This window comes from Streptacidiphilus sp. MAP12-33 (assembly GCF_041261265.1).
Classification (GTDB): domain Bacteria; phylum Actinomycetota; class Actinomycetes; order Streptomycetales; family Streptomycetaceae; genus Streptacidiphilus.
Genome location: NZ_JBGCCA010000045.1, coordinates 12250 through 35239, shown reverse-complemented (window position 1 = coordinate 35239; position 22990 = coordinate 12250). Strand labels below are relative to the sequence as shown.

Sequence of the window (22990 nt, the reverse complement as noted above, 5' to 3'; positions counted from 1 at the left end):
AGTGAACCGGCCCGAGTGAACCGGCCCGAGTGAACCGGCCCGAGTGAACCGGCCCGAGTGACCCGGCCGGGTCGTCTGGTCGTCTGTGAACGCGGTTCACAGCCTCACGGCGTCGTGTACGGCTTGTACCCGGCCGGCTGCGGCACGTTCGGCGGGTTCGGGCCCTTCCACACATAGGGCGCGTAGACGTCCATGCACTGTGCGGCGTCCGCCGCGGCGTTCTGGGTCACCGCGGAGGTCGGCACGGCCCCCTGCTTGGGCAAGGTGCTGCGGAAGTCGAAGCCGCTCGGCCACTCGCTGCCGATCCGCAGCACCAGCCCCGTGGCCGACGGGTCGGCCTTGAGCGTGGACGCGGTCAGACCCAGCTCGGCGGCCACGGCCTGGGCCTGCGCCTGGTCCGCGGCCGGATAGCTGAGCTGGGTGGCCCCGGTGACGGTCCGGGTGTCGCGCACCGCCTTGGTGAAGCCCGCCGCCACCAGGTGGTCGGCCATCGCCTTGCCGCGGCCGTCGACACTGGCGTTCTCGACCGAGATCTGCACGGCCGCCTTGTCCACCGGCTTGCCGGTCGCGCTCGGCGTCACCGACGGGGACGGGCTGCTGCCCGGTGCCGCCGACGAGGCGCCCTTGTCGAGCGGGATGTCGTTGGCGATCATCGAGAAGACCTTGTCGCTGTCCGAGTCGAGCGCCGGGACCCAGTCGTTCGGGTTGCGCGGGTCGAGCGCCAGGTGGTCGAACGGGATGGTCACCGTGGTGACCCGGCTGGCCGGGACCTTGTTGAACTCCAGGGCCAGCGAGGTCATCGACTCGATGCTCTTCAGCCCCGGATCGACCGTCAGCGCCGAGGTGGCGCTCTGCGCCAGGGCGTTGACCTTCAGCGGATCGAGCAGCGTGTTCGCCGACTTCATCTTGCGGATCATGGAGTTCAGGTAGAGGTGCTGTGCGTGGGTGCGGCCGATGTCGGTGCCGTCCTCCCAGGCGTGCCGGGTGCGCAGCCACTCCAGGGCCTGGACGCCGAAGATCGTGTGAGTGCCCGCCGGGAGCACGAGGTCGGAACCCACCTCGTGCTCGCCGTCCGTGTCGTAGCTGATCTTGTAGTCGGCGACGTTCTGCTTGGTGCACACCTGCACCCCGCCGACGGCGTCCGCCATCTTCACCACGCCGGAGAAGTCGAGCATGACGAAGTGGTCGATCTGGATGTGGGTCAGGCTCTCCCAGGTGTCGACCACGCAACCGGGCCCGTAGGCCAGGGTCTCGGTGATCTTCCGGTGCCCGGTGGGCATGCCCTTGCAGGCGTAGGGCTGGACCCAGGTGTCGCGCGGCATGCTGGTGATCGAGGCGTTGGTGCGGTCGGCGGATATGTGGACCAGCATCTCCACGTCCGCGTGCGGCGGGCCGCCGGCGGAGGACTGCGAGCCGCCGAGGCTCAGGTCCTCGTTGTTGTCGCGCGAGTCCGAGCCGATGACGAGGATGTTGATCGGCGTGGTCCCGCCCACCGACTGCTCCGCGACGGTCTTCGGGCCCGGACCGCCCGAGTGCAGCGCCTCCGCGTGGATGTTGCTGTCGAGCACCTTCACGTAGACGTAGATTCCGGCGGCGGACAGCAGCACCGTGGAGGACAGGGCGATGGCCGTCCACGTGAGGACGCGCTTCTTCCGGCCCGGTTTCTTGCGGTGCCCGCTCCGTGCCCGGCGCGCCTCCGCGCGTCCGCCGCCCGTGGTCATGTCCCCGTCGAATTCGGATTCTCCGGGCCGGGAAAAAGGCTCGGTATTTCCGGTGTAGATATCCGTGCTTTCCCGGGTGCGTATGACGTGGGGCATTTCGCGCGATGTGCCCGAATTTGGCACGGTGCGCCCGCGGTCGTCATGGTTCAAGGGTCGGTTCCCCCCTCGGCGTGTCCGGTGCACAGCCCTGCCCCCGCGCGCTGCGTCCGTGAGACTTTAGCGATTCGTTGCCTGCGGTTCACGAGGGGAAGTCAAGGAACGGGCAAGAGAAATACCTAGTTCCGGTGCGCTCTGTCACGCACCGTGTACGCGGAATTCCACTCGGTCCATCGTTCAGGGAAGTCCCCCGGGCAGCAGCACGCAACCACCGGGCAAACGGTTCCTAGCAGTGGGAGAAAGATTTTCCGACGCCCCGGAAGTCCGCGCCGAGGGTCAGCACCATCGGATCGCGCAGCCCGCTGGAGGTGCCGTTCCCGTGCAGGGCGGAGGCCGGCAGGCCGAGTGCCGCGACCAGGCTGCGGGCCTGGTCGACGTGGTTCGGCGCGTAGACGAGCGTGGTGGCCGGCTGGTGGGCGGCCGGGCCGCCGTTGCTGGTGCGCAGGAACTTCTCGGTGTTCTGCATCCAGCTCAGCACCGCCTCGGCCTGCCCGATGGTGCCGCTGCCGTTCAGCACCGTCACCCGGACGTCCAGCGGCTTCGCCTTCGCCCCCGAGGCCGGGAACGCCGTGTCGGCCGACTCCGGCGCGCAGTTCGGGGAGCTTGACGCGGAGGGCAGGAGCGGGGCGGCGGAGGTGGGTCTCGCCGCGTCCTGCGCGGTGGCCCGGGCGGCGCCGCCGCCGTGCAGCATCACGTACCCGCCGACGGCCGTCAGCGCCACGAAGCCCACCGCGGCCGCCAGCCAGGCCCCGCTGCTGCCACGGCGCGCGCGTCCCCGTGCCCGCGACCTGGCCCGCGAGCCCGACCGGGGAGAGTGCGTCGGGGCCCCGGCGCCGGGGGTGTCGACCCGTCGCCTGCCGCCGCCCTTGCCACGCGTGCCCACGTGCCGCTCCCGTTCCGATCCCGTTGCCGCGGCGTCAGCGTAGCGGGCCCGCCTGGGAGCGGGCGGTCACGGCGTGGCGCAGACGTCCTGCGCCGCCGTCCGGCCGGTGTACGTGGGGGCGGGCGACGCGGTGCCCGCCGCCGTGCCCGCCACGTTGCCCGAGGCCGGAGCGGCCGCCGGCAGGGCGAACGGCAGGCGCTCCGCGAAGCCGGGGAGGCTCGCCCCCGCGTTCACCGTCCCGGGTGAAGCAGCCCCCGTTCCGGGTGACGCGGCGGTCGGCGTCACCGTGGTCACCGGCTCGTCGTTGCGCAGCTGCCGGAAGAGCTCGTCCGCGTCCGGCTGCTTGAGCTGGTCCCGGTTGCGGTCGTTCACGTACGGCTCGCGCGGCGCGGTCAGGAAGGTCACCTGGCTCGCCGGCAGGTTCGACAGGCTCGACATCAGGTCGTACAGCTTGCTCAGCGAGTCCAGCCCCGGATCGACCGTCAGCGACGAGGTCGCCGCGTCGAGCAGCGGGTACAGGCGGGTCGGGTTGAGCAGCACGCCCGAGCTGTCGACCTTCTCGACCAGCGAGGAGAGGAAGTCCTGCTGACGGCTCATCCGCTGGGTGTCGCTGCCGTCGCCCAGCGCGTAGCGCACCCGCACGTAGCCGAGCGCCTGCTCGCCGTCGAGGGTCTGCCGTCCCGCCGGGAGGTCCAGGCCGGAGTCCTTGTCCGCGACCGGCTGCGACAGGCACACCTCCACGCCGCCCACCGCGTCGACCATCTTCTTGAACCCGACGAAGTCGACCACCACGAAGTGGTCGATCCGGATGTCGGTCAGCGCCTCGACGGTGCGGATCGTGCAGGCCGTGCCGCCCTGCTCGTAGGCCGAGTTGAACATGCCCTGGTAGGGCGCCGTGATCCGGCCGCTCGGCAGCTCGCACGCGGGCACGGAGACCATCGCGTCGCGCGGCAGGCTGACGGCGACGGCACGGCGCCGGTCACGGCCGAGGTGCAGCAGGATCGTCGTGTCCGAGCGCGCCCCGATCGTGCTGCCGTAGGCGGCGTTGGCCCCCGCCCGTGAGTCGGAGCCGATGACCAGGATGTTCTCGGCGCTGCCCACCTCGGTGGGTCGGGAGGAGCTGGGCCCGAGCAGTCTGTCGGTCATGGTGTCGGCGTGGATGTTGCCGTTCAGCTTGGTGTAGCCGATCCACACCGTGCCCACGGCCAGGAGCAGCATCGCCCCGAGTCCGAGGGAGAGCCAGAAGACCACCCGGCGACGCCTGCCGCTGCTGCCCACAAGACCCCCGGTCGGTAGACGACGATGGACGGCAGCGGAAGCTGCCGTCCATCGATCATGTCCGGGGGCCGGTGGGGGGCACACGGCGGAGTGACCCGTCCGGGGGACGGGACGCGGGTGGGAACCCGCCTCGGCCCAGGCCGGCGCTTCAGTCCAGCCGGCGGGTGACGCGCTCGTCCGCGATGCGACGGGCCAGCGTCTCGGGAGCCAGCCCCTCGCTGTGCCGGCACAGCACCACGCTGCCGCCGACCACCAGCGGCGCGAGCAGTCCGCCGGCCAGGCCGTCCCAGTCGCTGTAGCCGAGCGTGGACAGCACCCGGTCCTCCTCGCCGAGCCCCAGCTGCCGCGCGTGCTCGGCCGCCAGCGCCACCACGTGGGAGCCGCTCAGCTGCTCGCCGTCGATCTCCAGCGCGGGACGGGCCGGGTCCACCGGCGCGTACGGCACGAACCGGTCGCCCTGCGCCGGCACCTCGACCGCGTAGTCCACGAAGCCGTCCGGCAGCTGCGGGAACCGCCCGCCGAGCGGACGCAGCGCCAGTGCCACCCGCTCGCCCTCGCAGGCCAGCGCCTCCTCCAGGCTGTCCGGACCGCTGACGACCAGCTGCGCCTTGGCCGGGTCGCCGCCCGGACAGGCCAGCACGCCGACCGACCAGCAGGCGAACAGCCAGATGGCGCTCTGCCAGTGCGCGGGCAGCAGCAGCGCGCATCTGTCGTCGGGGGCCGCCAACAGCTCGTCCTGGAGCAGGTTCGCGGTCTTGGCCACCCAGTTGTCGAACGTCTTGACGGAGAGCTCGACCCTCTCGCCCGTGGCGTCGTCGTAGAAGGTGATCAGGGGCCGCGCCGGATCGGCGTCGAGAAGGGAGCGCAGCAGATCGGCGGGGGACTCTGCGCCGCTGAGGGGTGTCTGGCTCATGGTGGTGCCCAGCCTACGGCGTGCGCCCGGTGATCGGACCAGGCCCCCTCCGCTAACTTTCCGTGCCGGTAGCCTGACTGGAGTGAGCAGTGAGACGGACGGGGTGGTACGGACGCGGGAGACCACCCGGGTGTGGAAGCCCGAGGGGCCGCTCGACGTCGCCATGACGTTCGGCTTCCTGCGGCGCGGACCCCTCGACCCCGCCTACCGGCGCACGCGCGACGGTGCGTTGTGGCGCGTCTCACGCACACCCGGCGGCGTCGGCACGCTCCGCCTGCGCACGCGCCCGGCCGAGGGCGCGGTCGAGGCGACGGCCTGGGGCGCGGGCGCGTCCTGGCTGCTGGACGCGGTCCCGCGCTGGCTCGGCGCGGACGACGACCCGTCCACCTTCGACGCGCGCGGCCAGCGGCTGCTGCGCGACGCGCACGCCCGCCACCCCGGTCTGCGGATCGGTCGCACCGGGCTGGTGATGGAGTCCCTCGTCCCCGCCGTCCTGGAACAGAAGGTCACCACCGGTGAGGCGTACGAGGCGTGGCGGACGCTGCTGCGGCAGTTCGGCGAGCCCGCGCCGGGCGGAGCGGCCGTCCCGCCGTACATGTACGCGCCGCCGGCCGCGCGGGACTGGGCGATGATCCCGTCCTGGGCCTGGCACCGGGCCCGCGTCGACGGCAAGCGCGCGGCCACGGTGGTGCGGGCGGCGAGGCTCGCTCCGCGCCTGGAGGAGGCGTCCGTCATGGCCCCGGCGGAGGCGGTGGCCCGGCTGACGTCCGTCCCCGGCGTCGGCGTCTGGACGGCGGCGGAGACGTTGCAGCGCAGCAACGGGGACGCGGACGCGGTCTCGGTGGGGGACCTGCACCTGCCGAACACGGTCGGCTGGGCGCTGGCCGGACGCGAGCGGAGCGACGACGCGGTGATGCTGGAACTCCTGGAGCCCTACCGCCCCCACCGCTACCGCGTCTGCCGCCTGTTGCACACCCTGCACGTCGCCGCGCCCCGCCGGGCACCGAGGTACGCGCCGCACGATTTCCGAGAGATGTAGCTGCACTTTGCCAGGGCACGGGGCTCTGCCGGTATGCGGCTCCTCCCCCGGCCTTCGGCCGGGAGGTGCCCCCTGCGTGGGCGCGAGCAACCCCCCTGCGCGGATGGCCCTGCGCGGTGGGGACCATCCGCACGCCGGTGGCTTGTCGCGCAGTTCCCCGCGCCCCTGAGGCGGCTACGCCGCCTGGCGGGGTGCGACTACCGCACCGTCAGGAACTGCTCCGGGTCGCGGGGCGGGCGTACCGGCGCGGGAGCCGCCGCGCGGCCGACGGCGACGGCGCCCATCGGGTCCCAGCCGGCCGGGAGGTCCAGGACCTCACGGACCGTGTCGCGGCAGAACATCGTCGAGGAGACCCACGCCGAGCCGAGACCCTCACCCGCCAGGGTGACGAGCAGGTTCTCGACCGCCGCCCCCATCGCCACCACGAACATCTCCCGCTCCGCGGCAGCGCGGCGCGCGTCGGGGTAGGCATGGGCGCCGTCCACGACCAGGCACGGGACGACCAGGTACGGCGCGTTGCGCAGCACGTCACCCCGGCGCACGCGACGGGCCACCCGCTCCGCGTCCCAGCCGTCGAGGGCGACCAGGTCGCGGTTCCAGGCCGCGAGCATCGCGTCGAGGAGGCGGGTGCGGGAGGCCGCGGACTCCAGCAGGACGAACCGCCACGGCGTGGTGTGGTGCGGAGCCGGAGCCGTGATCGCCGCCGCGACCGCACGGCGGACCGCGCCGGCGTCCACCGGCTCGTCGGTGAAGGTGCGAACCGTCCTGCGGCCGTGGACGGCCTCGCGGACGGCCTCGGACGTGCCGAGCCGGAACAGGTCCTCCTCGGCGGGGCGGATCATCGGGCGGATGCCGTCGCCGTCCTCGTCCGTGACGACATGGGCGAGGCCGCGGACCAGCGCGACGGGGCGGCCCGAGGTCTTGCCCTTGACCAGGTCCGCCGCCGCGGCGAGCTCGTCCGCGGTCGCGGTGACGGTGAGGGACAGCTCGTTGCCGTGGCTGTCGACCCGGCCGCGGTGGTCCTCCAGGACCGCCACGCCCGCCGCGCCGATCGCCACGTCGGTGAGGCCGTTGCGCCAGGGGCGGCCGAAGGTGTCGGTGATCAGCACGCCGACGCGGGCGCCGGTCAGTTCGTGCAGGCGCTTGCGCAGCGCCCGCGCGGACGCGTCCGGGTCCTCCGGCAGCAGCAGCACGGTGCCGGCCGGGGCGTTCGACGCGTCGACGCCGGCCGCCGCCATGACCAGGCCTTGGCGGTTCTCCACGATCCGGGTGCGACCGCGCCGGGCGACGACGCGGACGGCCTCCGCGTCGATCGCGCCCTCGCGGTCCTCGGCCTGGACGAGCCGGCCCTCCGCCTTGCTGACGATCTTCGAGGTGACGGCCACCAGGTCGCCGTCGCGCAGCGCGAAGCCCTCCGTGCCGACGAGCAGCGCGGCGATGTCGTCACCGGCCGCGACCTCGGGGAAACCGTCGACGGAGAAGATCTCCACCGAGTCGGGGACCGCGCTCACGCGCGCACCTGCTCGGCGAGATCCAGGGCCTGACGGGCCATCGCCGCCGTCGTCTCCACGTCGGTCATCAGCAGCGGCACCGCGCGACAGGCGATCCCTGCCGCCTCGACCTCGGCGACCGCCGCCTCGTCGCCGGTGTGGACGAGCCAGCCGTCCAGCAGGTCGGAGCCGTAGTGCCGGGCGACGGCCGCCGCGCTCGTCTCCACGCCTACGACCTCCAGCACCTTGTCGGCCATGCCGCGCACCGGCGCGCCGCCGACGATGGGGGAGAGGCCGACGATCGGCGCCCGCGCGGCGACCAGCGCCTCGCGCACGCCGGGAACGGCGAGGATCGTGCCGATGGAGACGATCGGGTTGGACGGCGGGAAGAGGATCACGTCCGCCTCCGCGATCGCCTCGACCACGCCGGGCGCGGGCTTCGCGGTCTCCGCGCCGACCGGCAGGATCGCCTGGGCGGGGACGGCGGCGTGCAGCTTGACCCAGTACTCCTGGAAGTGGACCGCGCGGCGCTTGCCGTCCTGCTCGGGGTCCTCGATGACGACGTGGGTCTCCACGCGGTCGTCGGTCATCGGCAGCAGGCGGACGCCGGGCTGCCAGCGGTCGCACAGCGCCTCGGTGACGGCGCTGAGCGGGTAGCCGGCGCCGAGCATCTGGGTGCGGACGATGTGGGTGGCGAAGTCGCGGTCGCCCAGGCCGAACCAGGACGGGCCGACGCCATAGGCGGCGAGCTCCTCCTTGACGGACCAGGTTTCGTCCGCGCGGCCCCAGCCCTGCTCCTCGTGGATGCCGCCGCCGAGCGTGTACATCACGGTGTCGAGGTCGGGGCAGACCTTCAGCCCGAACAGGTGGATGTCGTCCCCGGTGTTCCCGATGACGGTGATCTCGTCGGCGGGGCCGACCGCCGCCTTGAGCCCGCGCAGAAAGCGGGCCCCGCCGATTCCTCCGGCCAGTACGGTGATGCGCATGCCGCCCATCCTTCCAGGCGTCCTTACGGAGTGATGACGCGGCGGCGCTCCCGGCTGTTTTCGGGTCCGGACGGGCCTAGCGTCGTCGGCATGGACGTACTGCTGACGGGCGGGGCCGGATTCATCGGGACGGCCGTTGCGAGAGCACTGCTCTCGGACGGGCACACTGTTCACGTCTTTGATCAGCGACCCGTGTCGCTGCCAGGCGTCACATCCGTGCGCGGTGATCTCCGCGACCCGAACGTGGTCTCGGACGCGCTGCGCGGAGTGGACGCCGTCTGCCACCAGGCGGCCATGGTCGGCCTCGGCGTCGACTTCGCGGACGCCCCCGCCTACGCGAGCAACAACGACACGGGCACGGCCGTCCTGCTCGCCGCGATGGCCCGGGCCGGCGTGCGGCGCCTCGTGCTCGCGGGCTCGATGGTGGTCTACGGCGAGGGCCGCTACACGTGCGCCACGCACGGGTGCGTCCCGGCGCCGCCGCGCCGCGTCACCGACCTCGACGCGGGCCGCTTCGATCCCCGCTGCCCCACCTGCGGCGCGGAGCTGACACCGGGCCTGGTCGAGGAGGACGCCCCCGCCGACCCGCGCAACGTCTACGCCGCGACCAAGCTCCACCAGGAACACCTGGCCTCCGCCTGGGCCCGCGCCTGCGGCGGCGCGGCGGTCTCGCTGCGCTACCACAACGTCTACGGCCCGGGCCTGCCGCGCGACACCCCCTACGCCGGCGTCGCCGCCCTCTTCCGCTCGGCGCTGGCGCGCGGCGAGGCCCCGCGCGTCTTCGAGGACGGCGCCCAGCGTCGCGACTTCGTCCACGTCACCGACGTGGCCTCGGCGAACATCGCCGCGCTGGCGTCCCTGGACGCCCGCGAGCCCGGCACCTTCCGCGCCTACAACGTCGGCAGCGGCGAGACCCACACCGTCGGCGACCTCGCCTCCGCCCTCGCCACCGCCCACGGCGGCCCGTCCCCGGTCGTCACCGGCGAGTACCGCCTCGGCGACGTCCGCCACATCACCGCCGACTCCCGCCGCCTCCGCGCCGAGCTCGGCTGGACCCCGCGCGTCTCCTTCGCGGAGGGCATGGCGGAGTTCGCGGCGGAGCCCGCGACAAGGAGCGGGGCCGCGGCGGAGCCCGCGGCAACAGCCGGGGCCGCGGCGGAGCCCGCGACAAGGAGCGGGGCCGCGGCGGAGGCCTACCCCAGGAACTGACGCAACGCGTCCCGGTGCGCGACCGGCAGGTCCGTCTCCCGTGCGAACGCGTGGTCCGCGAAGTCGAACCCCGGGGTCACCACCTCCGCGACCAGCGCGTACCGCGCCCCTGCGGGCACCCGCGACGCCTTCCACCACCCACCGGGCACGACCAGATGGCGGGCGTCGCCCTCCCCGAGCACCTCGACCCGCAGCCGCCCCTCGGGCTCGACGGTGTGGTACTCGACGGGGTCGCCCTCCAGGAAGAAGTGCAGGATGTCGCTGCGGTTCCGGTGCAGCCGCCCGTACGGCTGCTCCGCCGTCATCAGGTAGTAGATCGACGTGGCCGTCGGCCGCTCCCCGCCCGCAGCGGCGTGCGGATGGGGGCTGGTGTAGATCCGCCGGTACCACCCGCCCTCGGGGTGCGGCTCCAGCCCGAGAGCCTCGATCAGTTCACGGTCGCGCATCCGGCCAGGCTACGGGCGGACCGCCCGCGCCTCGACTCCCGCCGCGCGCGATCAGTTCCGCGGCCGCCCGCTGATCATGGCGACGCCGCCCTCCGCGTGGATGCCGCGTCGCCCGCAGACCATGCGGGACGCGCGGTAGCGCACGCTCTCACCTGCCGCCACGATTCTCAGCGCCCGTAGGGCCGGAAGGCCGTGGTGTCGATGCGCCACGGTCCGAAGGGGATCGTGTCGCCGAAGGCGTACTCCTTGATCAGGTCGTACCGTGGCCCGTTCGGCCCCGGGAGGACGGCCTCGTAGGTGAAGACGACGCCCTTGCGCGGGTCGACCAGCAGGTAGTGCGGGATGCCCATGGCGGGGTACTCCTGAGGATCGACGGGCTCAGGCATCGCTCACTCCCTCCGGTCCCGGGCCACGCTACGAAACTACCGTGGCCCGCGACCGGTGTGCGCTCACAGCACCGCCGTCGGCAGCGCGATCTCGAAGCAGCAGCCGCCGTTGACGTTGCGGACCGAGGCGCGGCCCTCGTGGGCCTCGACGATGCCGCGGACGATGGCGAGGCCGAGGCCCGCGCCCGCCTCGCCGATGGTGGGGGTGGTGCGCGGGGTCCGGGCGGCGGCACCGCGGAAGCCGGTGTCGAAGACGCGGGGCAGGTCCGCCTCCGGGATCCCGCCGCAGCTGTCGGTGACGGAGAGGACCACCTCACGGTCGAGCGCGTGCGCCGAGACGGCGACCGTGCCGTCGACCGGCGTCGCCCGGATCGCGTTGACCAGCAGGTTCGCCAGGACTCGGGTGATCTCGCGCGGGTCCACCTCCACCGGGACGGGCGCGATGCCGCCGCCGACGAGGTGCACCCCCCGCTCCCGCGCCAGCGGGTACGCGCCCGCTATCGCGTCGCCGACCAGGTCGTAGACCGAGACCCGGGAGAGCGACAGCGTCAACGCGCCCGCCTGGATGCGGGAGAGTTCGAACAGGTCGTCGACCATGCCCGTCAGCCGGTCCACCTCGGTGCGGATACGCGCGTGGTAGCGGGAGGGGTCGTCGGCGACGCCGTCCTCCAAGGCCTCGGCCATCGCCCGCAGGCCCGCCAGCGGGGTGCGCAGATCGTGCGAGATCCAGGCGATCAGCTCGCGCCGCGAGGACTCCAGCGCGCGCTCGCGCTGCCGCGACTGCGCGAGGCGCTCGCTCGTCGCGGCGAGCTCCGCGCCCAGCGCCTGCAGCTCCGAGTTGAGCGGCACCGCAGGAGCCGAGAAGCCCGCGTCGCTGCCCACCGTGCGCGCCACTCGCCGCAACTCCATGCTGCCGATCGCGACCTGACGTGCCAGCAGCCAGGCCACCACGAGCGACACCACCGAGCCCATGGCGAGCACCACGACCACGACGCCGTAGTCGTGCCGGGACAGGAACATGGCCTGCGCCACCGCGATCGTCCCGGCCGCCACCGCCAGCACGGTCACCAGCGCGACCGTGAACAGCGACCAGGACAGCGAGCGGCGGCGCAGGAGCACCACCGCGGGCCAGCCCGCGAGCCCGGCGATGCCCGCGCCGAGCGCCGCGTAGGCGGCCATCTCCAGGACGTCATGCATCGTGCACCGCCGTCTCCGCCGCGCGGCCGGGCGCGTCCGAGGAGTCGAAGCGGTAGCCCACGCCCCACACGGTGGTGATCAGACGGGGCGCGGCCGGGTCGTCCTCGACCTTCTCGCGCAGCCGCCGCACGTGCACGGTGACCGTCGACAGGTCGCCGAAGTCCCAGCCCCATACCCGTCGCATCAGCTCCTCGCGGCCGAAGGCCGTGCCGGGGTGCGTCAGCAGGAAGGCAAGCAGGTCGAACTCGCGGAGGGTCAACGTCAGTTCGCGTGCCCCGCGCCAGGCGCGGCGGGCCGCGGGGTCGACTCGCAGGTCACCGGCGGCGACCGGCCCGGCCTCCTCGGGCGGCAGCGCGGGGCCGCCGCTGCGGCGCAGCACGGACTGGATCCGCAGGACCAGCTCGCGTGGCGAGAACGGCTTCGTGACGTAGTCGTCCGCGCCGAGTTCCAGGCCGAGGATCCGGTCGTGCTCGTCGCCCTTGGCGGTCAGCATGACGATCGGCACGGTGTGCGAGAGGGGCTCGGCGCGCAGCCGACGGCAGACCTCCAGGCCGTCGATCTCCGGCAGCATCAGGTCCAGGACGACCAGGTCCGGGCGCCGCGCGGCCGCCTGCTCCAGCGCGGCGCGGCCGTCACCGGCCCGGTCCACGGTGTAGCCGGCGCGCTGGAGGTAGCCGGAGACCACCTCGGCCACGGTCGGGTCGTCGTCCACGACCAGGATCCTGCGTGGCACCGGGGTGGGCAGGGCCGGTGCGTCGAGTGCTTCGCTCACTCCTCCACGGTAGGAGTTCCCGGTCCGCGGTGACGCCCGGACCGGGGGACGTTCGCGTTCCGTAAGGTGCCGTAAGGGCCTGCGGCGGCCCCGCCGCTCCTAGCGTGTGGAGCATGGACGACGCGGAAACGGACGGGACGACCGTCGATCTGGTGCTGCCCTGCCTGGACGAGGCCGAGGCGCTGCCGTGGGTGCTGGGCCGGATGCCGCGCGGGGTGCGGCCCATCGTCGTGGACAACGGCTCCACGGACGGCTCCGCGGAGCTCGCCGCCTCGCTCGGCGCGACGGTGGTCCGTGAGCCCCGGCGCGGCTTCGGCGCGGCCTGCCATGCGGGCCTGCTCGCCGCGCGGGCGCCGTTCGTGGCGTTCTGCGACTGCGACGCCTCACTCGACCCGGCCGAACTGCCGAGGCTGTTCGCGCCGCTGGCGACCGGCCGGGCCGAGCTGGTGCTGGGCCGACGCGTCCCGGCCGGGCGCGGTGCCTGGCCCGCGCACGCGCGGCTGGCCAACGCCGAGTTGGCGCGCCGGTTGCGTGCCAGGACCGGCGCCGCCCTGCACGACCTGGGCCCGATGCGGGTGGCGTCGCGGGAGCGGTTGCTGGCGCTCGGGCTCGGCGACCGGCGCTCGGGCTATCCGCTGGAGATGGTCCTGGCGGCGGCCTCGGCCGGGATGCGGCTCGCGGAGGTGCCCGTCGGCTACCACCCGCGCGCCGGACGTTCCAAGGTCACCGGCACGCTGCGCGGCACCCGGCAGGCGGTCCGCGACATGAGCGCGATCCTGGCCGCACCCGCGCCGGTGCTGCTGCTCCTGGCCAAGTCGCCCGCGCCGGGCCGGGTCAAGACCCGGCTCGCGACGCAGGTGACGCCCGCGCAGGCGGCCGGGGTGGCCGAGGCCGCGCTGGTCGACACGATGGTGACGCTCGAACAGGTCCCCGCCTCACGGCGGGTACTGGTGCTGGACGGGCTGCCCGGAGGCTGGCTGCGGCCCGGCTGGGAGGTGGTCCCGCAGAGCGGCGGCGGTCTGGACCGCCGTCTGGCCGCGGCGTTCGCGGCGGTGGCCGGACCGGTTCCCGCCCTGCTGGTCGGCATGGACACCCCGCAGCTCGCCGCGCGGACCCTGGCCGAACCGCTGTCGGCGGCGGCGCGGGCGGACGTCGACGCCTGGTTCGGCCCGGCGACGGACGGCGGCTTCTGGGCCTTCGGCCTGGCCCGCCCGGAGGCCCGGCTGGCGGCCGCGCTGCTGCACGGCGTCCCGATGTCCGCGCCGACGACGGGCGCCGCGCTGCGGACCCGGCTGTCGGAGGCCGGTCTGCGGGTGCGGGACCTGCCGGAGCTGACGGACGTGGACACCCCCGCCACGGCCGACGCCGTCGCCGCGGCGGCGCCCGGAACCCGCTTCACAGCGGCGTGGCGCGCGGCGCGGGTTCACAGCGCGCCGCGGGCCGACAGCGCGGCGGTGCTGTGAACGCGTATCTCGCCCCGCCGGTCCTCGGCTGGGGTCACACCGACGACCCCTTCGCCCACGCGATGCGCACCGGCCGCGGCCCGCTCTGGCTGCGTCGCGAGGACGGTCTCGGCCGTATCCCCCTCCACGTCGAACGCTGGTGCGCCGAACCCGACCGCGCGGACCGCTCGCTGCTGCGCAGGGCCTTCCACCGCGGCCTTCCGACGCTCGACATCGGCTGCGGCCCGGGGCGGTTGGTCACCGCGCTCCAGTCGCGGGGGCTCCCGGCGCTCGGCGTCGACGTGACCCGCGCCGCGGTCGCCCGGACGGTGGGCCTGGGCGGCAGCGCGCTGTGCAGGTCGGTCTTCGACCGTCTGCCGGGGGAGGGGCGCTGGGGCACGGCGTTGCTGGCCGACGGCAACCTCGGCATCGGCGGCGATCCCGCCGCGTTGCTGCGGCGGATCGCGGAACTGCTGGCGTGGGACGGCCGCCTGCTGGTCGAGGTCGAACCGGCGGAGGCGGACGAGCGCTTCACCGTCCGCCTGGAGGACAGCGCCGGCCGTTCGGGCACCCCGTTCCCCTGGGCCCGCCTCGGCGCTCAGGCGACCACACGCGCGGCGGAGGCGGTGGGCTTCGACTCCGTGAGCAGCTGGCGCACGGACGGCCGGCTTTTTCTGGAGCTTGAGTTGCCCTACTAGTAGCCAGGGGCGCGGGGAACCGCGCGACGAGCCATCCACGAGGGGTGGTCCACCACGCGCAGGGCCATCCGCACGCCGGTGGTCTCTCGCGCGGTTCCTCGCGTCCCTGGAGCCGCTACGCGGCAGGGGCGAAACGCTTCGCGGCCTCCGCGACGCGGCGGCCGAGGTGTTCCGCCGTCGCGATGTCGGCCTTGTGGACGCCCTCCGGGCCCTGGTCGACGTTGGTCTGGGCCGCCGCGCCGAGGAAGAAACCGAGGCGGTTGAGGTCGTTCTCGGACGCCTCACTGCTGTTCCAGCCCGGGTGCAGGCCGAGGTTGACCCAGTGCATGCCGTGCTGCGCCGCCAGAACCGTGAAGAACTGCAGGGTGTTCAGCTTGTCGCCGCTCTTGGAGCCGGAGTTGGTGAAGCCCGCGGCGAGCTTGTCCTTCCACTCCGAGCCGAACCAGCGCTTGGACGTGGCCTCGGCGAACGCGTGGAACGCGGCGGACGCGGTGCCCATGTAGGTGGGCGAGCCGAAGACGATCGCGTCGGAGGCGTCCAGCAGGGACCACTGCTCCTCGGTGACGGCGTCGACGGGGATCAGGTGCACGGTGGCGCCGGCGTCGGCCGCGCCGTCACGGACGGCCTCGGCGAGGACCGTGGTGTGGCCGTAGCCGGAGTGGAAGGCGATGGAGATCACGGGGGTCGTCATGGCTCCGAGCATGGCACTAACCAACAGAAAGTGCAAACAAAAAGTTAGTGCTTCCGAATGGTTAGCCACACGGCTAACATGGCGGCATGGCTGACGTGCAGACCGCCCCCACCCAGGACGCCGAGGAGGACTTCGACGTCTTCGCCCGCAACTGCCCGTCGCGCCCGGCGCTCGAGCACATCACCGGCCGCTGGGGCGTGCTGACGCTCGCCGCGCTGCGTGAGCTCGGCGTGGCGCGGTTCGGCGAGGTGCGCCGGAAGGTGGACGGCATCAGCGAGAAGATGCTGTCGCAGACCCTGCACACGCTGGAGCGGGACGGGTTCGCCAGCCGGACGGTCGTCGCGGCCATGCCGCCGCACGTCGAGTACCGGCTGACGCCGCTGGGCGCGGAGACCTCCGCCAAGCTGCTCGACCTGATCGAGCACCTGCACCACGCGATGCCCGTGGTCCTCGCCGCGCAGGAGCGGTACGACGTGGCCAAGGGCGAGTAGCCGCAGGTCTTACGGAACGCGGACGGCAGCGCCTCCGCTCTCCCGGGCCGTCCCCCGTGATGCCACGGTGATGCTGTGGCAGACACGTTCAGGACCAGGCTGAAGATCACCCCGAGGATCACCGCGTGCGTCGCCGTCCTCACCGTGCTCGTGCTCGCGCTCGCGCGGACCTTCACCGGTGGGGGAACGCTCGGCCGGCGCGGGCCGCTGCACGGGTGGTACCTCGCCGACGGGCTGCTCTTCGCCGCGGCCCTGTTGCTCGCGCTGCTCGGGCGCGGACTTCCGCCGCGCGCCGCGCGCCTGCTGGTGCTCCTCGGCGGCGCGGGCGTCGCCGTGACGGGGCTGCTGGCCGGGCCGCGCACGAGCGACGACGTCTACCGCTACGTCTGGGACGGGCAGGTGCAGGCCGCCGGGATCTCGCCCTACGCCTACACGCCCGTCGACCCGGTCCTGGCCGGGCTCCGCGCGCAGGCGCCCGCGCTCTTCCCGCCCGCACCCGGACGCGGGTTCTGCCTCGCCTGGGACCTGCACCAGGCGGCGCAGATCTGCACCCACATCAACCGGCCGACCGTGCACACGATCTACCCGCCGCTCGCCGAGGTCTGGTTCCTGCTGCTGCACACGCTCGGCGGCACCGTCCGCGTCGCCCAGCTGCTCGGCGCGGCGCTCGCGCTCGCCGTCACCGCCGTCCTGCTGCGGACGCTGCGCGCGCGGGGGTCGCACCCCGCGTGGGCGGGGCTGTGGGCGTGGTGTCCGGGCGTGGCGATCTGGTCGGTCAACGACGCGCACGTCGACACCCTCGGGGTACTGCTGGCCCTGCTCGGGCTCGCTGTCGCGGCGGGAGGCCGCCGGCCGGGGGTGGCCGGGGTGTTGCTCGGGGCCGCGACGGCGGTGAAGCTGATCCCGGCGCTGGTCGCGCCGGGCGCGCTCGCCCGCAGGGGCGGGCGGTGGCGGCTCGTGGGGGCGGCCGTGGCGACCTTCGCGGTGGCCTACCTGCCCTACGTCCTCGCGTCCGGCTTCGGCGTGATCGGCTTTCTGCCGGGCTACCTGCAGGAGGAAGGATACGACCAGGGGCAGCGCTTCGGCCTGTTGGCGCTGCTGCCGTTGCCGCAGGCCAGGCTGGGACTGGTGGCGGCGCTGCTGCTCGCGGCGGTGGTGTGCGGCGTCGTGCTGCGCGGCGATCCGGAGCGGCCCTGGAGCGGGGCACTGACGGTGACGGGTGCGGCGCTGTTGCTGGCGACGCCCAGCTACCCCTGGTACAGCCTGCTGCTGCTCGCGCTCGCGGCGGTCGAGGGCCGCTGGGAGTGGCTCGGGGTGCCGGTGGCGGGCCTGCTCGACTACCTGTACGGCGGCCAGGTCCAGCAACCCGCGTATCTCGTGGCGCTCGGTCTGGTGCTCGTGGTGGGGGTCGCTCGGCGACGGCCGACCGCCGCGGCGTTCAGCCGAGCAGCGGGCCGTGTCCCTCGGTCGTCTGCCGGCGCAGCACGTGTCCCGGATACGGGGTCATCTGTGTCAGCCCCGGGAAGTACACGTGCAGGCTGACCGCCGGCTCCAGGGTGTCGTTGACGACCTCGTGCACGTAGCCGGGCGAGATCACGCGCTGCGTTCCGGCTGCCAGCGCGCGCGGACCACGGCCGGCGCCGAGCTCGGTCAGCTCGCCCTGCAACACCGTCATCACGGCGGAGGAGTGGCCGTGGTCGTGGGCGCCGCTGCCCTGGCCGGGCAGCCAGCTGAGCAGCCAGACCTCGTAGCCCGGGCCGGTCTCCAGGCGCGCGTACCAGCGGGTGATCGCGTCGTAGCGGACCAGCGGCGCCCAGCGGTCGCGGTCGGCGGCGACCCGGCGCGCGAGGGCGGCGAAGTCCCCGACGGTACTCGGATGGGCCAGCGGCGCGGGGGCGAGGTGCGGCCAGGCGAGCGGGTCGCCGGCGATGCTGACGTCGCTCAGACCGTCGGCGAAGCCATGGTCGGCGAAGGCGCGGTCGACGGAGGGACCGTCAGCGAAGGCGGAGGAGTGCGTGGAAAGCACGGTGGGTGTCCTGTGGCTGTGTGTGCGCCCATGGCAGGGCGGCTTGTCGGCTGGGGGACGGATGAGGCCCTAGCGACAGCGACAACACAGCGCACTCGCGGCACGGCGAAGCGAGCCGTGGAGACGGCTGCTCGACGAGGCGCGGTGCATAGACATGGTGCAAGCAGAACTTGTCAAGACCGCCTTTGTCAACTTACGGTCCGTTTCCGAGGGGACGTGTGGGACTGGATCACCTGATCGGTGGATAAATCACCTCCTGGGTTTGGAGGTGCGGTGGGGCGGGAACGCCGCCCTCGACACACCGTGACGCGTTTACGTCCAGTGGTGGTTGCGGCTCCGGTTTGTCCGGATTTGCACACTTATGGTGATCGCTTGGTTCCAGGGAGTGAATCCCGGGCCCAATACCAGACCGCGGCTTGACGGCGGCGAAAGAACGCACATGTAATTTCACCCGTGTCCAAAGCCGCATCAGGTCACGGACGCATCACGGGGATGCACGGAGTACGAGGGGTAGGAGGCGCGCGTGAGCGAGCTCTTGGAACTGTTGGTCGTCGGCGACGAGGCAGGACTCGAGGAGGAGCTCGGCTGGCAGGAGCGCGCGCTGTGCGCCCAGACCGACCCGGAGTCCTTCTTTCCCGAGAAGGGCGGCTCGACCCGCGAGGCCAAGAAGGTCTGCCTCGCCTGTGAGGTCCGCAGCGAGTGCCTTGAGTACGCCCTGGCCAACGACGAGCGCTTCGGTATCTGGGGCGGCCTGTCGGAGCGCGAGCGCCGGCGCCTGAAGAAGGCCGTGGTCTGACCTTCCGTCAACAGGCCACGTCCGATTCCTCCGCATATCGCATACTTGCTCGACCGTCGTACGGCCGGCGCACCCGCTGCGCCGGACCCGTGCGCGTGGAGTGAAGAGTGAGTGAACGCGGCGGGGTGGGTCGGACGTGACCGAACGACGGCACCGGCCGAAGAGGCAGACGCTCGTTCGCAGGTGAGCGGTTCCCCGGGGTTTCCCCGGGTTCCCGCGCGGGTCACAGTTGTCCGACGGCCCTCACCGCACCTCACGACTACCCGTTAGTGTGGTCCGCCAGCGGTGCGCCTGACGCGCGCACGCGTCGTGCCGATCAGCGAACCGGGGTCCGTCACAAGCGATGTCTGCCTACACCCATCAGCCTCAGGGACACCCGGGCGCCGGGCGCCCGCCGGCGTATCCCCGGCACCTGGTCACCGCCGTCGTCGTCGCACACGACGGGGCCCGCTGGCTGCCGCAGACACTGCGCGGCCTGCTCGAACAGGACCGGCCCGTCCAGCGCGTCGTCGCCGCCGACACCGGCTCCACCGACAACACCCCGCGCCTGCTCGCCGACACGCTCGGCGCGGACAACGTGCTCCAGTACGGACGGCGCACCGGCTTCGGCACCGCCGTCAACGAGAGCGTGCGCGGTCTCGCGCCGCTCTACGCGGAGAACCTGCCCTACGCCATCCCGAACGGGTACGACCCGCTCGACCCGGACGACGAGGGCGGCCACGACCAGTTCGGCGACCCGCTCGGTCACCACGACGAACTCGCCGCCGACCAGATGCGCGGCAGCGGCCGTCGCACCGAGCCCGTCGAGTGGCTCTGGCTGCTGCACGACGACTGCGAACCCGCCCCGGACGCGCTGCGCAGGCTGCTCCAGGTCGCCGAGTCGACGCCGACCGCCGCCGTCATCGGCCCGAAGATCCGCTCGTGGTACGACCGGCGCCAGCTGCTCGAGGTCGGCGTCAGCATCGCCCGCTCCGGCCGCCGTTGGACCGGGCTCGACCGCCGCGAGCAGGACCAGGGCCAGCGCGACCAGGTCCGGCCCGTCCTCTCCGTCTCCAGCGCCGGCATGCTGATCCGCCGCGACGTCTTCGAGGAGCTCGGCGGCTTCGACAAGCAGCTGCCGCTGATGCGTGACGACGTGGACCTGTGCTGGCGGGTCAACGCCGCCGGGCATCGCGCCGTGGTCGCGCCCGACGCCGTGGTCCGCCACGCGGAGGCCGCCAGCCGCGAGCGCCGCCCCATCGACTGCGCCCGCCCCGACCGTCCGCACCGCGTCGACAAGGCCGGCGGCGTCTACACGCTGCTCGCCAACTCCCGCACCCTCGCGCTGCCCTACCTGCTGCTGCGGATCCACATCAGCACGGTCGTGCGCGCGCTGGGCTACCTGCTCGCCAAGACCCCCGGTCTCGCCATGGACGAGATCGGCGGCCTCGGCCACGTCATGCTGCGCTTCGGTGCCCTGCTCGCGGGCCGCGCCCGGCGCGGGCGCACCCGGACCGGCGACGCCCTCGACGACCGCTCGCTCTTCCCCGCGCTCGGCGCCACCACCCGCGCCGCCGCGGAGAACCTCATCGCCGAGTTCGGCGGCGGCCGGGCGAACGAGGCCTTCTCCTCGCGTCACGGCTCCGTCGAGTCAGGGCCCGTCGACGACGACAACGACGTCCTGGAGATCGAGAACTTCGCGACGGTCAAGCGGATCGCCCGCAAGCCGGCGCCGGTGCTCTTCGCCGGACTGCTCCTGCTCACCCTGATCGCCTGCCGCTCGCTGCTCGGCAGCGGCGCGATCTACGGTGGCGCGCTGCTGCCGACCCCCGGCGGCGCCACCGACCTGTGGCAGCAGTACGCCGCCGGCTGGCAGGCCGTCGGCGTCGGCTCCGCCGGCAGCGCCCCGCCCTACCTCGGGGTGCTCGCCGCACTGTCCAGCCTCACCTTGGGCAACCCCGGCCTCGCGGTCTCGCTGCTCCTGCTGCTGACCGTGCCGCTGGCCGGCGTCTCCGCCTACCTGGTCTCCCGGCCGCTCATCGACTCCCGCCTGGTGCGGGCCTGGGCCAGCGCCACCTACGCGCTGCTGCCCGCCGCAACCGGCGCCATCGCCCAGGGCCGCATCGGCACCGCCGTCCTCGCCGTGCTGCTTCCGCCGCTGGCCCGCGCCGCCGCCGTCGCCTTCGGCCTCGGCATCCGCCGCGAGACCGCGGCGCGCGGCGGTCGCCCCGGCTGGCGCAGCGCCTGGGTCGCCGCGTTCACGCTGACCCTGTCCACCGCCTTCGTCCCGTTCGCCTGGCTGATCGGTGTGCTGCTCGCCGCCGTCGCCGTCGGCGCCGCGTTCCTGCGCGGCGGCGCGTTCGGGCAGGGCGTCGGCGCCCTCCGCGGGCTCGCGCCCCGCGTGGCCGTCATGCTCGGCACGCCGCTGCTGGTGCTCGCTCCCTGGTCGCTCGACCTGCTGCTGCACCCGGGCCGCTTCCTGCTGGAGGCCGGCATCCCCGGCCTGGTCGGCTCGCCCGCGACCGCGGTCGACCTGCTCACCCTCGACCCGGGTGGCAAGGGGGCCGTGCCCGGCGTGCTCGTCGTCGGCATCCCGCTGGCCGCCCTCGCCGCGCTGCTGCGCGCCGACCGGCGCCGGGCCGTCCTCGCCGCCTGGGGCGCCGCGGGCGTCGGCCTCCTCGGCACCGTCGTGGTGGCCGGCACCACCGTCGCGCCCGGCACCGGCCAGACGCCCGTCCCCGTCTGGGGCGGGCCGACCACCCTCGTCGCCGGCGTCGCACTGCTCGCCGCCGCCGCCATCGGCGCCGACCACGCCCGCGAGCGGGTCGCCGCCATCAACTTCGGCTGGCGTCAGCCCGTCGCCGCGCTGGTGCTGTTCGCGGCCGCGCTCGCGCCGGTGGCCGCCGCCGGCTGGTGGATGATCCGCGGCGCCGCTGGGCCGATCCAGCGTGGCGACGGCACGCTCGTCCCCGCCTTCATCGCCCAGCAGGCACAGGCCGGCTCGCAGAGCCGCACGCTCGTGCTGCGCACCGGTGACCTGGGCCAGGTCGTCTCCTACAGCCTGGTCCGCGGCGGCGGCCCGACCGTCGGCAGCACCGAGGGCGGCGCGGCCGACGCGTCCTCGCCGCAGCTGGCCCAGCTCGTCGGCGACCTCTCCGCCGGATCCGGCGGAGACCAGGCCGCCCAGCTCGCCGACTTCGGCATCCAGTACGTCGAGGTACTCGCCCCCGTCGACGACAACCTCGCGGCCACGCTCGACGCCACGGCCGGACTGGCCCGCCTCAGCCAGCAGCAGAACGACAGCCTCTGGCGCCTCCAGGCGACCACCGCCCGGGTCGTCATCCGCAGTGCCGGGACGCCCGACGTCACCGTGGCCTCCGGCCAGGTCGACGTCAGCGCCACCATCCCGGCCGGTCCCGACGGCCGCGTGCTGCGTCTGGCGGACACCGCCTCCGCCGGTTGGACCGCGACCCTGGACGGCCAGGCACTCACCGCGAAGACCGTCGACGGCTGGGCCCAGGGCTTCCAGCTGCCGGCCTCCGGCGGAAAGCTGGAGGTCAGCTACCACGAGAGCGTGGTGCACCTGGGCTGGATCGCCGTCCAGTGCGTGCTGGCCACCGCCCTGATCGTGCTCGCCCTGCCCGGACGCCGCCGCAACGTCGACGACGACCAGCCGGAGGAGGGCGAGCTCGCCGCGGCGGCCGCCGCCGCCGAGCAGCCGCTGGTCCCCGGCTCCCGGCGCGCCCGCCGCATGGCGGCAGCCGGCGCCGACGGCGCCCAGGAGGGCGAGGAGGACGCCGCCCAGCAGGGCGTCTACGCGGCGGGTGCCGCGCAGGGAGCCGCGCAGGGAGCCGCCGAGGAGCGGGTCCCCGATCCGGCGTACGCTGCCGCGGGCGGCGACGCGAACGGCACGGGCAGCGGCTACGACGCCTACGGCGCGAGCGCCGCCCCGGAGTACCAGGGCGGGTACCAGGGGCAGGCTCCCTACGACCCGCAGTACGCCGCGGGGCAGGGGGCGCCGTACGGGTACGAGGGGCAGCCGGCGCAGCAGGGCGGCTTCGCGGACCCGGCCTACGCCGACCCCCCGTACGGGGATCCCGCCTACGCGGACCCGGCGTACGGCGGCCAGGGCTACGGCGGCGCCGGCTACGCCGACCCCGCGTACGGCGACCCCGCGTACGGCGACCCCGCGTACGGCGACCCCGCGTACGCCGACCCGAACCAGCAGCCCTACCCGCAGGGCGGCTACCACCCGCAGGAGACCGGCGGCGTACCGGGCCAGGGCTACGGCTGGCACGACGGCGGTGCCGGCACCGGGCATCCGGGTCAGGGCCAGTACGGCTCGCTGGGCGCCGACGACCCGTGGCTGTCCGGCCGCGAAGAGCAGTGAC

20 protein-coding genes and 1 pseudogene are annotated in these 22990 nt (G+C 73.9%); 9 read left to right on the top strand and 12 right to left on the bottom strand.

What is annotated here, in order from left to right:
• Nucleotides 1-104 precede the first annotated feature (104 nt).
• The 4 genes from ABH931_RS34430 to ABH931_RS34415 form a co-directional block, all read right to left on the bottom strand.
• Nucleotides 105-1721, bottom strand: a complete 1617-nt coding sequence (locus ABH931_RS34430; protein WP_370122437.1) for an LCP family protein — start codon at nucleotides 1719-1721, stop codon at nucleotides 105-107.
• Nucleotides 1722-2103: 382 nt separating this feature from the next.
• The gene (locus ABH931_RS34425) at nucleotides 2104-2760 is read right to left on the bottom strand and encodes a LytR C-terminal domain-containing protein (protein WP_370122436.1); all 657 of its coding nucleotides are present in this window, start codon (nucleotides 2758-2760) and stop codon (nucleotides 2104-2106) included.
• Nucleotides 2761-2826: 66 nt separating this feature from the next.
• A complete protein-coding gene (locus ABH931_RS34420; protein ID WP_370122433.1) occupies nucleotides 2827-4011 on the bottom strand; it encodes an LCP family protein in 1185 nt (394 codons plus the stop codon).
• Between the two features lie 175 nt (nucleotides 4012-4186).
• Entirely contained in the window at nucleotides 4187-4951 is a 765-nt protein-coding gene (locus tag ABH931_RS34415) for a TIGR03089 family protein (protein WP_370122430.1), read from the bottom strand.
• 163 nt (nucleotides 4952-5114) lie between these two features.
• Between ABH931_RS34415 and ABH931_RS34410 the strand changes: the two genes are divergently transcribed.
• A complete protein-coding gene (locus ABH931_RS34410; RefSeq protein WP_370122541.1) occupies nucleotides 5115-5990 on the top strand; it encodes a DNA-3-methyladenine glycosylase in 876 nt (291 codons plus the stop codon).
• 197 nt (nucleotides 5991-6187) lie between these two features.
• Here ABH931_RS34410 and ABH931_RS34405 read toward each other — a convergent pair whose 3' ends face one another.
• Together ABH931_RS34405 and cofD are read right to left on the bottom strand one after the other, a co-directional pair.
• Nucleotides 6188-7501, bottom strand: a complete 1314-nt coding sequence (locus tag ABH931_RS34405; RefSeq protein WP_370122427.1) for a coenzyme F420-0:L-glutamate ligase — start codon at nucleotides 7499-7501, stop codon at nucleotides 6188-6190.
• Entirely contained in the window at nucleotides 7498-8466 is a 969-nt protein-coding gene (gene cofD, locus ABH931_RS34400) for a 2-phospho-L-lactate transferase (protein ID WP_370122424.1), read from the bottom strand. The genes ABH931_RS34405 and cofD overlap by 4 nt, the downstream gene beginning before the upstream one ends.
• 90 nt (nucleotides 8467-8556) lie before the next feature.
• Here cofD and ABH931_RS34395 point away from each other — a divergent pair, with 90 nt between their 5' ends.
• Nucleotides 8557-9675, top strand: a complete 1119-nt coding sequence (locus ABH931_RS34395) for an NAD-dependent epimerase/dehydratase family protein (protein ID WP_370122421.1) — start codon at nucleotides 8557-8559, stop codon at nucleotides 9673-9675.
• On the opposite strand, the gene ABH931_RS34390 is transcribed toward ABH931_RS34395, so the two are convergent.
• From ABH931_RS34390 to ABH931_RS34375, 4 genes are all read right to left on the bottom strand, one after another.
• Nucleotides 9660-10121, bottom strand: a complete 462-nt coding sequence (locus ABH931_RS34390) for a cupin domain-containing protein (protein ID WP_370122418.1) — start codon at nucleotides 10119-10121, stop codon at nucleotides 9660-9662. The two genes, ABH931_RS34395 and ABH931_RS34390, sit on opposite strands and share 16 nt — an antisense overlap.
• Nucleotides 10122-10288: 167 nt before the next feature.
• Nucleotides 10289-10507, bottom strand: coding sequence for a hypothetical protein (locus tag ABH931_RS34385; protein ID WP_370122415.1), 219 nt, complete (start codon nucleotides 10505-10507; stop codon nucleotides 10289-10291).
• A gap of 63 nt (nucleotides 10508-10570) precedes the next feature.
• On the bottom strand, nucleotides 10571-11704 hold the full coding sequence (locus ABH931_RS34380) for a sensor histidine kinase (protein ID WP_370122413.1): 1134 nt from the start codon (nucleotides 11702-11704) through the stop codon (nucleotides 10571-10573).
• Nucleotides 11697-12476, bottom strand: a complete 780-nt coding sequence (locus ABH931_RS34375; RefSeq protein ID WP_370122410.1) for a response regulator transcription factor — start codon at nucleotides 12474-12476, stop codon at nucleotides 11697-11699. The genes ABH931_RS34380 and ABH931_RS34375 overlap by 8 nt, the downstream gene beginning before the upstream one ends.
• Before the next feature lie 113 nt (nucleotides 12477-12589).
• Here ABH931_RS34375 and ABH931_RS34370 point away from each other — a divergent pair.
• From ABH931_RS34370 to ABH931_RS34360, 3 genes and pseudogenes are all read left to right on the top strand, one after another.
• Nucleotides 12590-13306: pseudogene (locus ABH931_RS34370) on the top strand (glycosyltransferase family 2 protein); the annotation flags it as partial.
• Nucleotides 13307-13384: 78 nt separating this feature from the next.
• Nucleotides 13385-13939: a DUF2064 domain-containing protein gene (locus ABH931_RS34365; protein WP_370122538.1), complete on the top strand. Its 555-nt coding sequence runs from the start codon at nucleotides 13385-13387 to the stop codon at nucleotides 13937-13939.
• Nucleotides 13936-14616, top strand: a complete 681-nt coding sequence (locus tag ABH931_RS34360; RefSeq protein WP_370122407.1) for a methyltransferase domain-containing protein — start codon at nucleotides 13936-13938, stop codon at nucleotides 14614-14616. The genes ABH931_RS34365 and ABH931_RS34360 overlap by 4 nt, the downstream gene beginning before the upstream one ends.
• Nucleotides 14617-14731: 115 nt before the next feature.
• Here ABH931_RS34360 and ABH931_RS34355 read toward each other — a convergent pair whose 3' ends face one another.
• The gene (locus ABH931_RS34355; RefSeq protein ID WP_370122404.1) at nucleotides 14732-15307 is read right to left on the bottom strand and encodes a flavodoxin family protein; all 576 of its coding nucleotides are present in this window, start codon (nucleotides 15305-15307) and stop codon (nucleotides 14732-14734) included.
• A gap of 86 nt (nucleotides 15308-15393) precedes the next feature.
• On the opposite strand from ABH931_RS34355, the gene ABH931_RS34350 reads away from it, so the two are divergent.
• Nucleotides 15394-15798, top strand: coding sequence for a winged helix-turn-helix transcriptional regulator (locus tag ABH931_RS34350; RefSeq protein ID WP_370122401.1), 405 nt, complete (start codon nucleotides 15394-15396; stop codon nucleotides 15796-15798).
• A 75-nt stretch (nucleotides 15799-15873) separates the two neighbouring features.
• Nucleotides 15874-17340, top strand: coding sequence for a glycosyltransferase 87 family protein (locus tag ABH931_RS34345; protein ID WP_370122398.1), 1467 nt, complete (start codon nucleotides 15874-15876; stop codon nucleotides 17338-17340).
• On the opposite strand, the gene ABH931_RS34340 is transcribed toward ABH931_RS34345, so the two are convergent.
• Nucleotides 17237-17743 (bottom strand): cysteine dioxygenase family protein, encoded by a 507-nt coding sequence (locus tag ABH931_RS34340; protein ID WP_370122535.1) that lies wholly within the window; start codon nucleotides 17741-17743, stop codon nucleotides 17237-17239. The two genes, ABH931_RS34345 and ABH931_RS34340, sit on opposite strands and share 104 nt — an antisense overlap.
• A gap of 604 nt (nucleotides 17744-18347) precedes the next feature.
• Here ABH931_RS34340 and ABH931_RS34335 point away from each other — a divergent pair.
• Nucleotides 18348-18620: a WhiB family transcriptional regulator gene (locus ABH931_RS34335; protein WP_370122395.1), complete on the top strand. Its 273-nt coding sequence runs from the start codon at nucleotides 18348-18350 to the stop codon at nucleotides 18618-18620.
• 343 nt (nucleotides 18621-18963) lie between these two features.
• Nucleotides 18964-22989: a glycosyltransferase gene (locus tag ABH931_RS34330; RefSeq protein ID WP_370122392.1), complete on the top strand. Its 4026-nt coding sequence runs from the start codon at nucleotides 18964-18966 to the stop codon at nucleotides 22987-22989.
• Nucleotide 22990: the final 1 nt, after the last annotated feature.

Coding starts and splice junctions, on each gene's coding strand:
- ABH931_RS34430 (WP_370122437.1), bottom strand. CDS start 1,721: ATGACCACGGGCGGCGGACGCGCGGAGGCGCGCCGGGCACGGAGCGGG.
- ABH931_RS34415 (WP_370122430.1), bottom strand. CDS start 4,951: ATGAGCCAGACACCCCTCAGCGGCGCAGAGTCCCCCGCCGATCTGCTG.
- ABH931_RS34410 (WP_370122541.1), top strand. CDS start 5,115: ATGACGTTCGGCTTCCTGCGGCGCGGACCCCTCGACCCCGCCTACCGG.
- cofD (WP_370122424.1), bottom strand. CDS start 8,466: ATGCGCATCACCGTACTGGCCGGAGGAATCGGCGGGGCCCGCTTTCTG.
- ABH931_RS34395 (WP_370122421.1), top strand. CDS start 8,557: ATGGACGTACTGCTGACGGGCGGGGCCGGATTCATCGGGACGGCCGTT.
- ABH931_RS34390 (WP_370122418.1), bottom strand. CDS start 10,121: ATGCGCGACCGTGAACTGATCGAGGCTCTCGGGCTGGAGCCGCACCCC.
- ABH931_RS34385 (WP_370122415.1), bottom strand. CDS start 10,507: ATGCCTGAGCCCGTCGATCCTCAGGAGTACCCCGCCATGGGCATCCCG.
- ABH931_RS34380 (WP_370122413.1), bottom strand. CDS start 11,704: ATGCATGACGTCCTGGAGATGGCCGCCTACGCGGCGCTCGGCGCGGGC.
- ABH931_RS34365 (WP_370122538.1), top strand. CDS start 13,385: ATGGTGACGCTCGAACAGGTCCCCGCCTCACGGCGGGTACTGGTGCTG.
- ABH931_RS34355 (WP_370122404.1), bottom strand. CDS start 15,307: ATGACGACCCCCGTGATCTCCATCGCCTTCCACTCCGGCTACGGCCAC.
- ABH931_RS34350 (WP_370122401.1), top strand. CDS start 15,394: ATGGCTGACGTGCAGACCGCCCCCACCCAGGACGCCGAGGAGGACTTC.
- ABH931_RS34330 (WP_370122392.1), top strand. CDS start 18,964: ATGTCTGCCTACACCCATCAGCCTCAGGGACACCCGGGCGCCGGGCGC.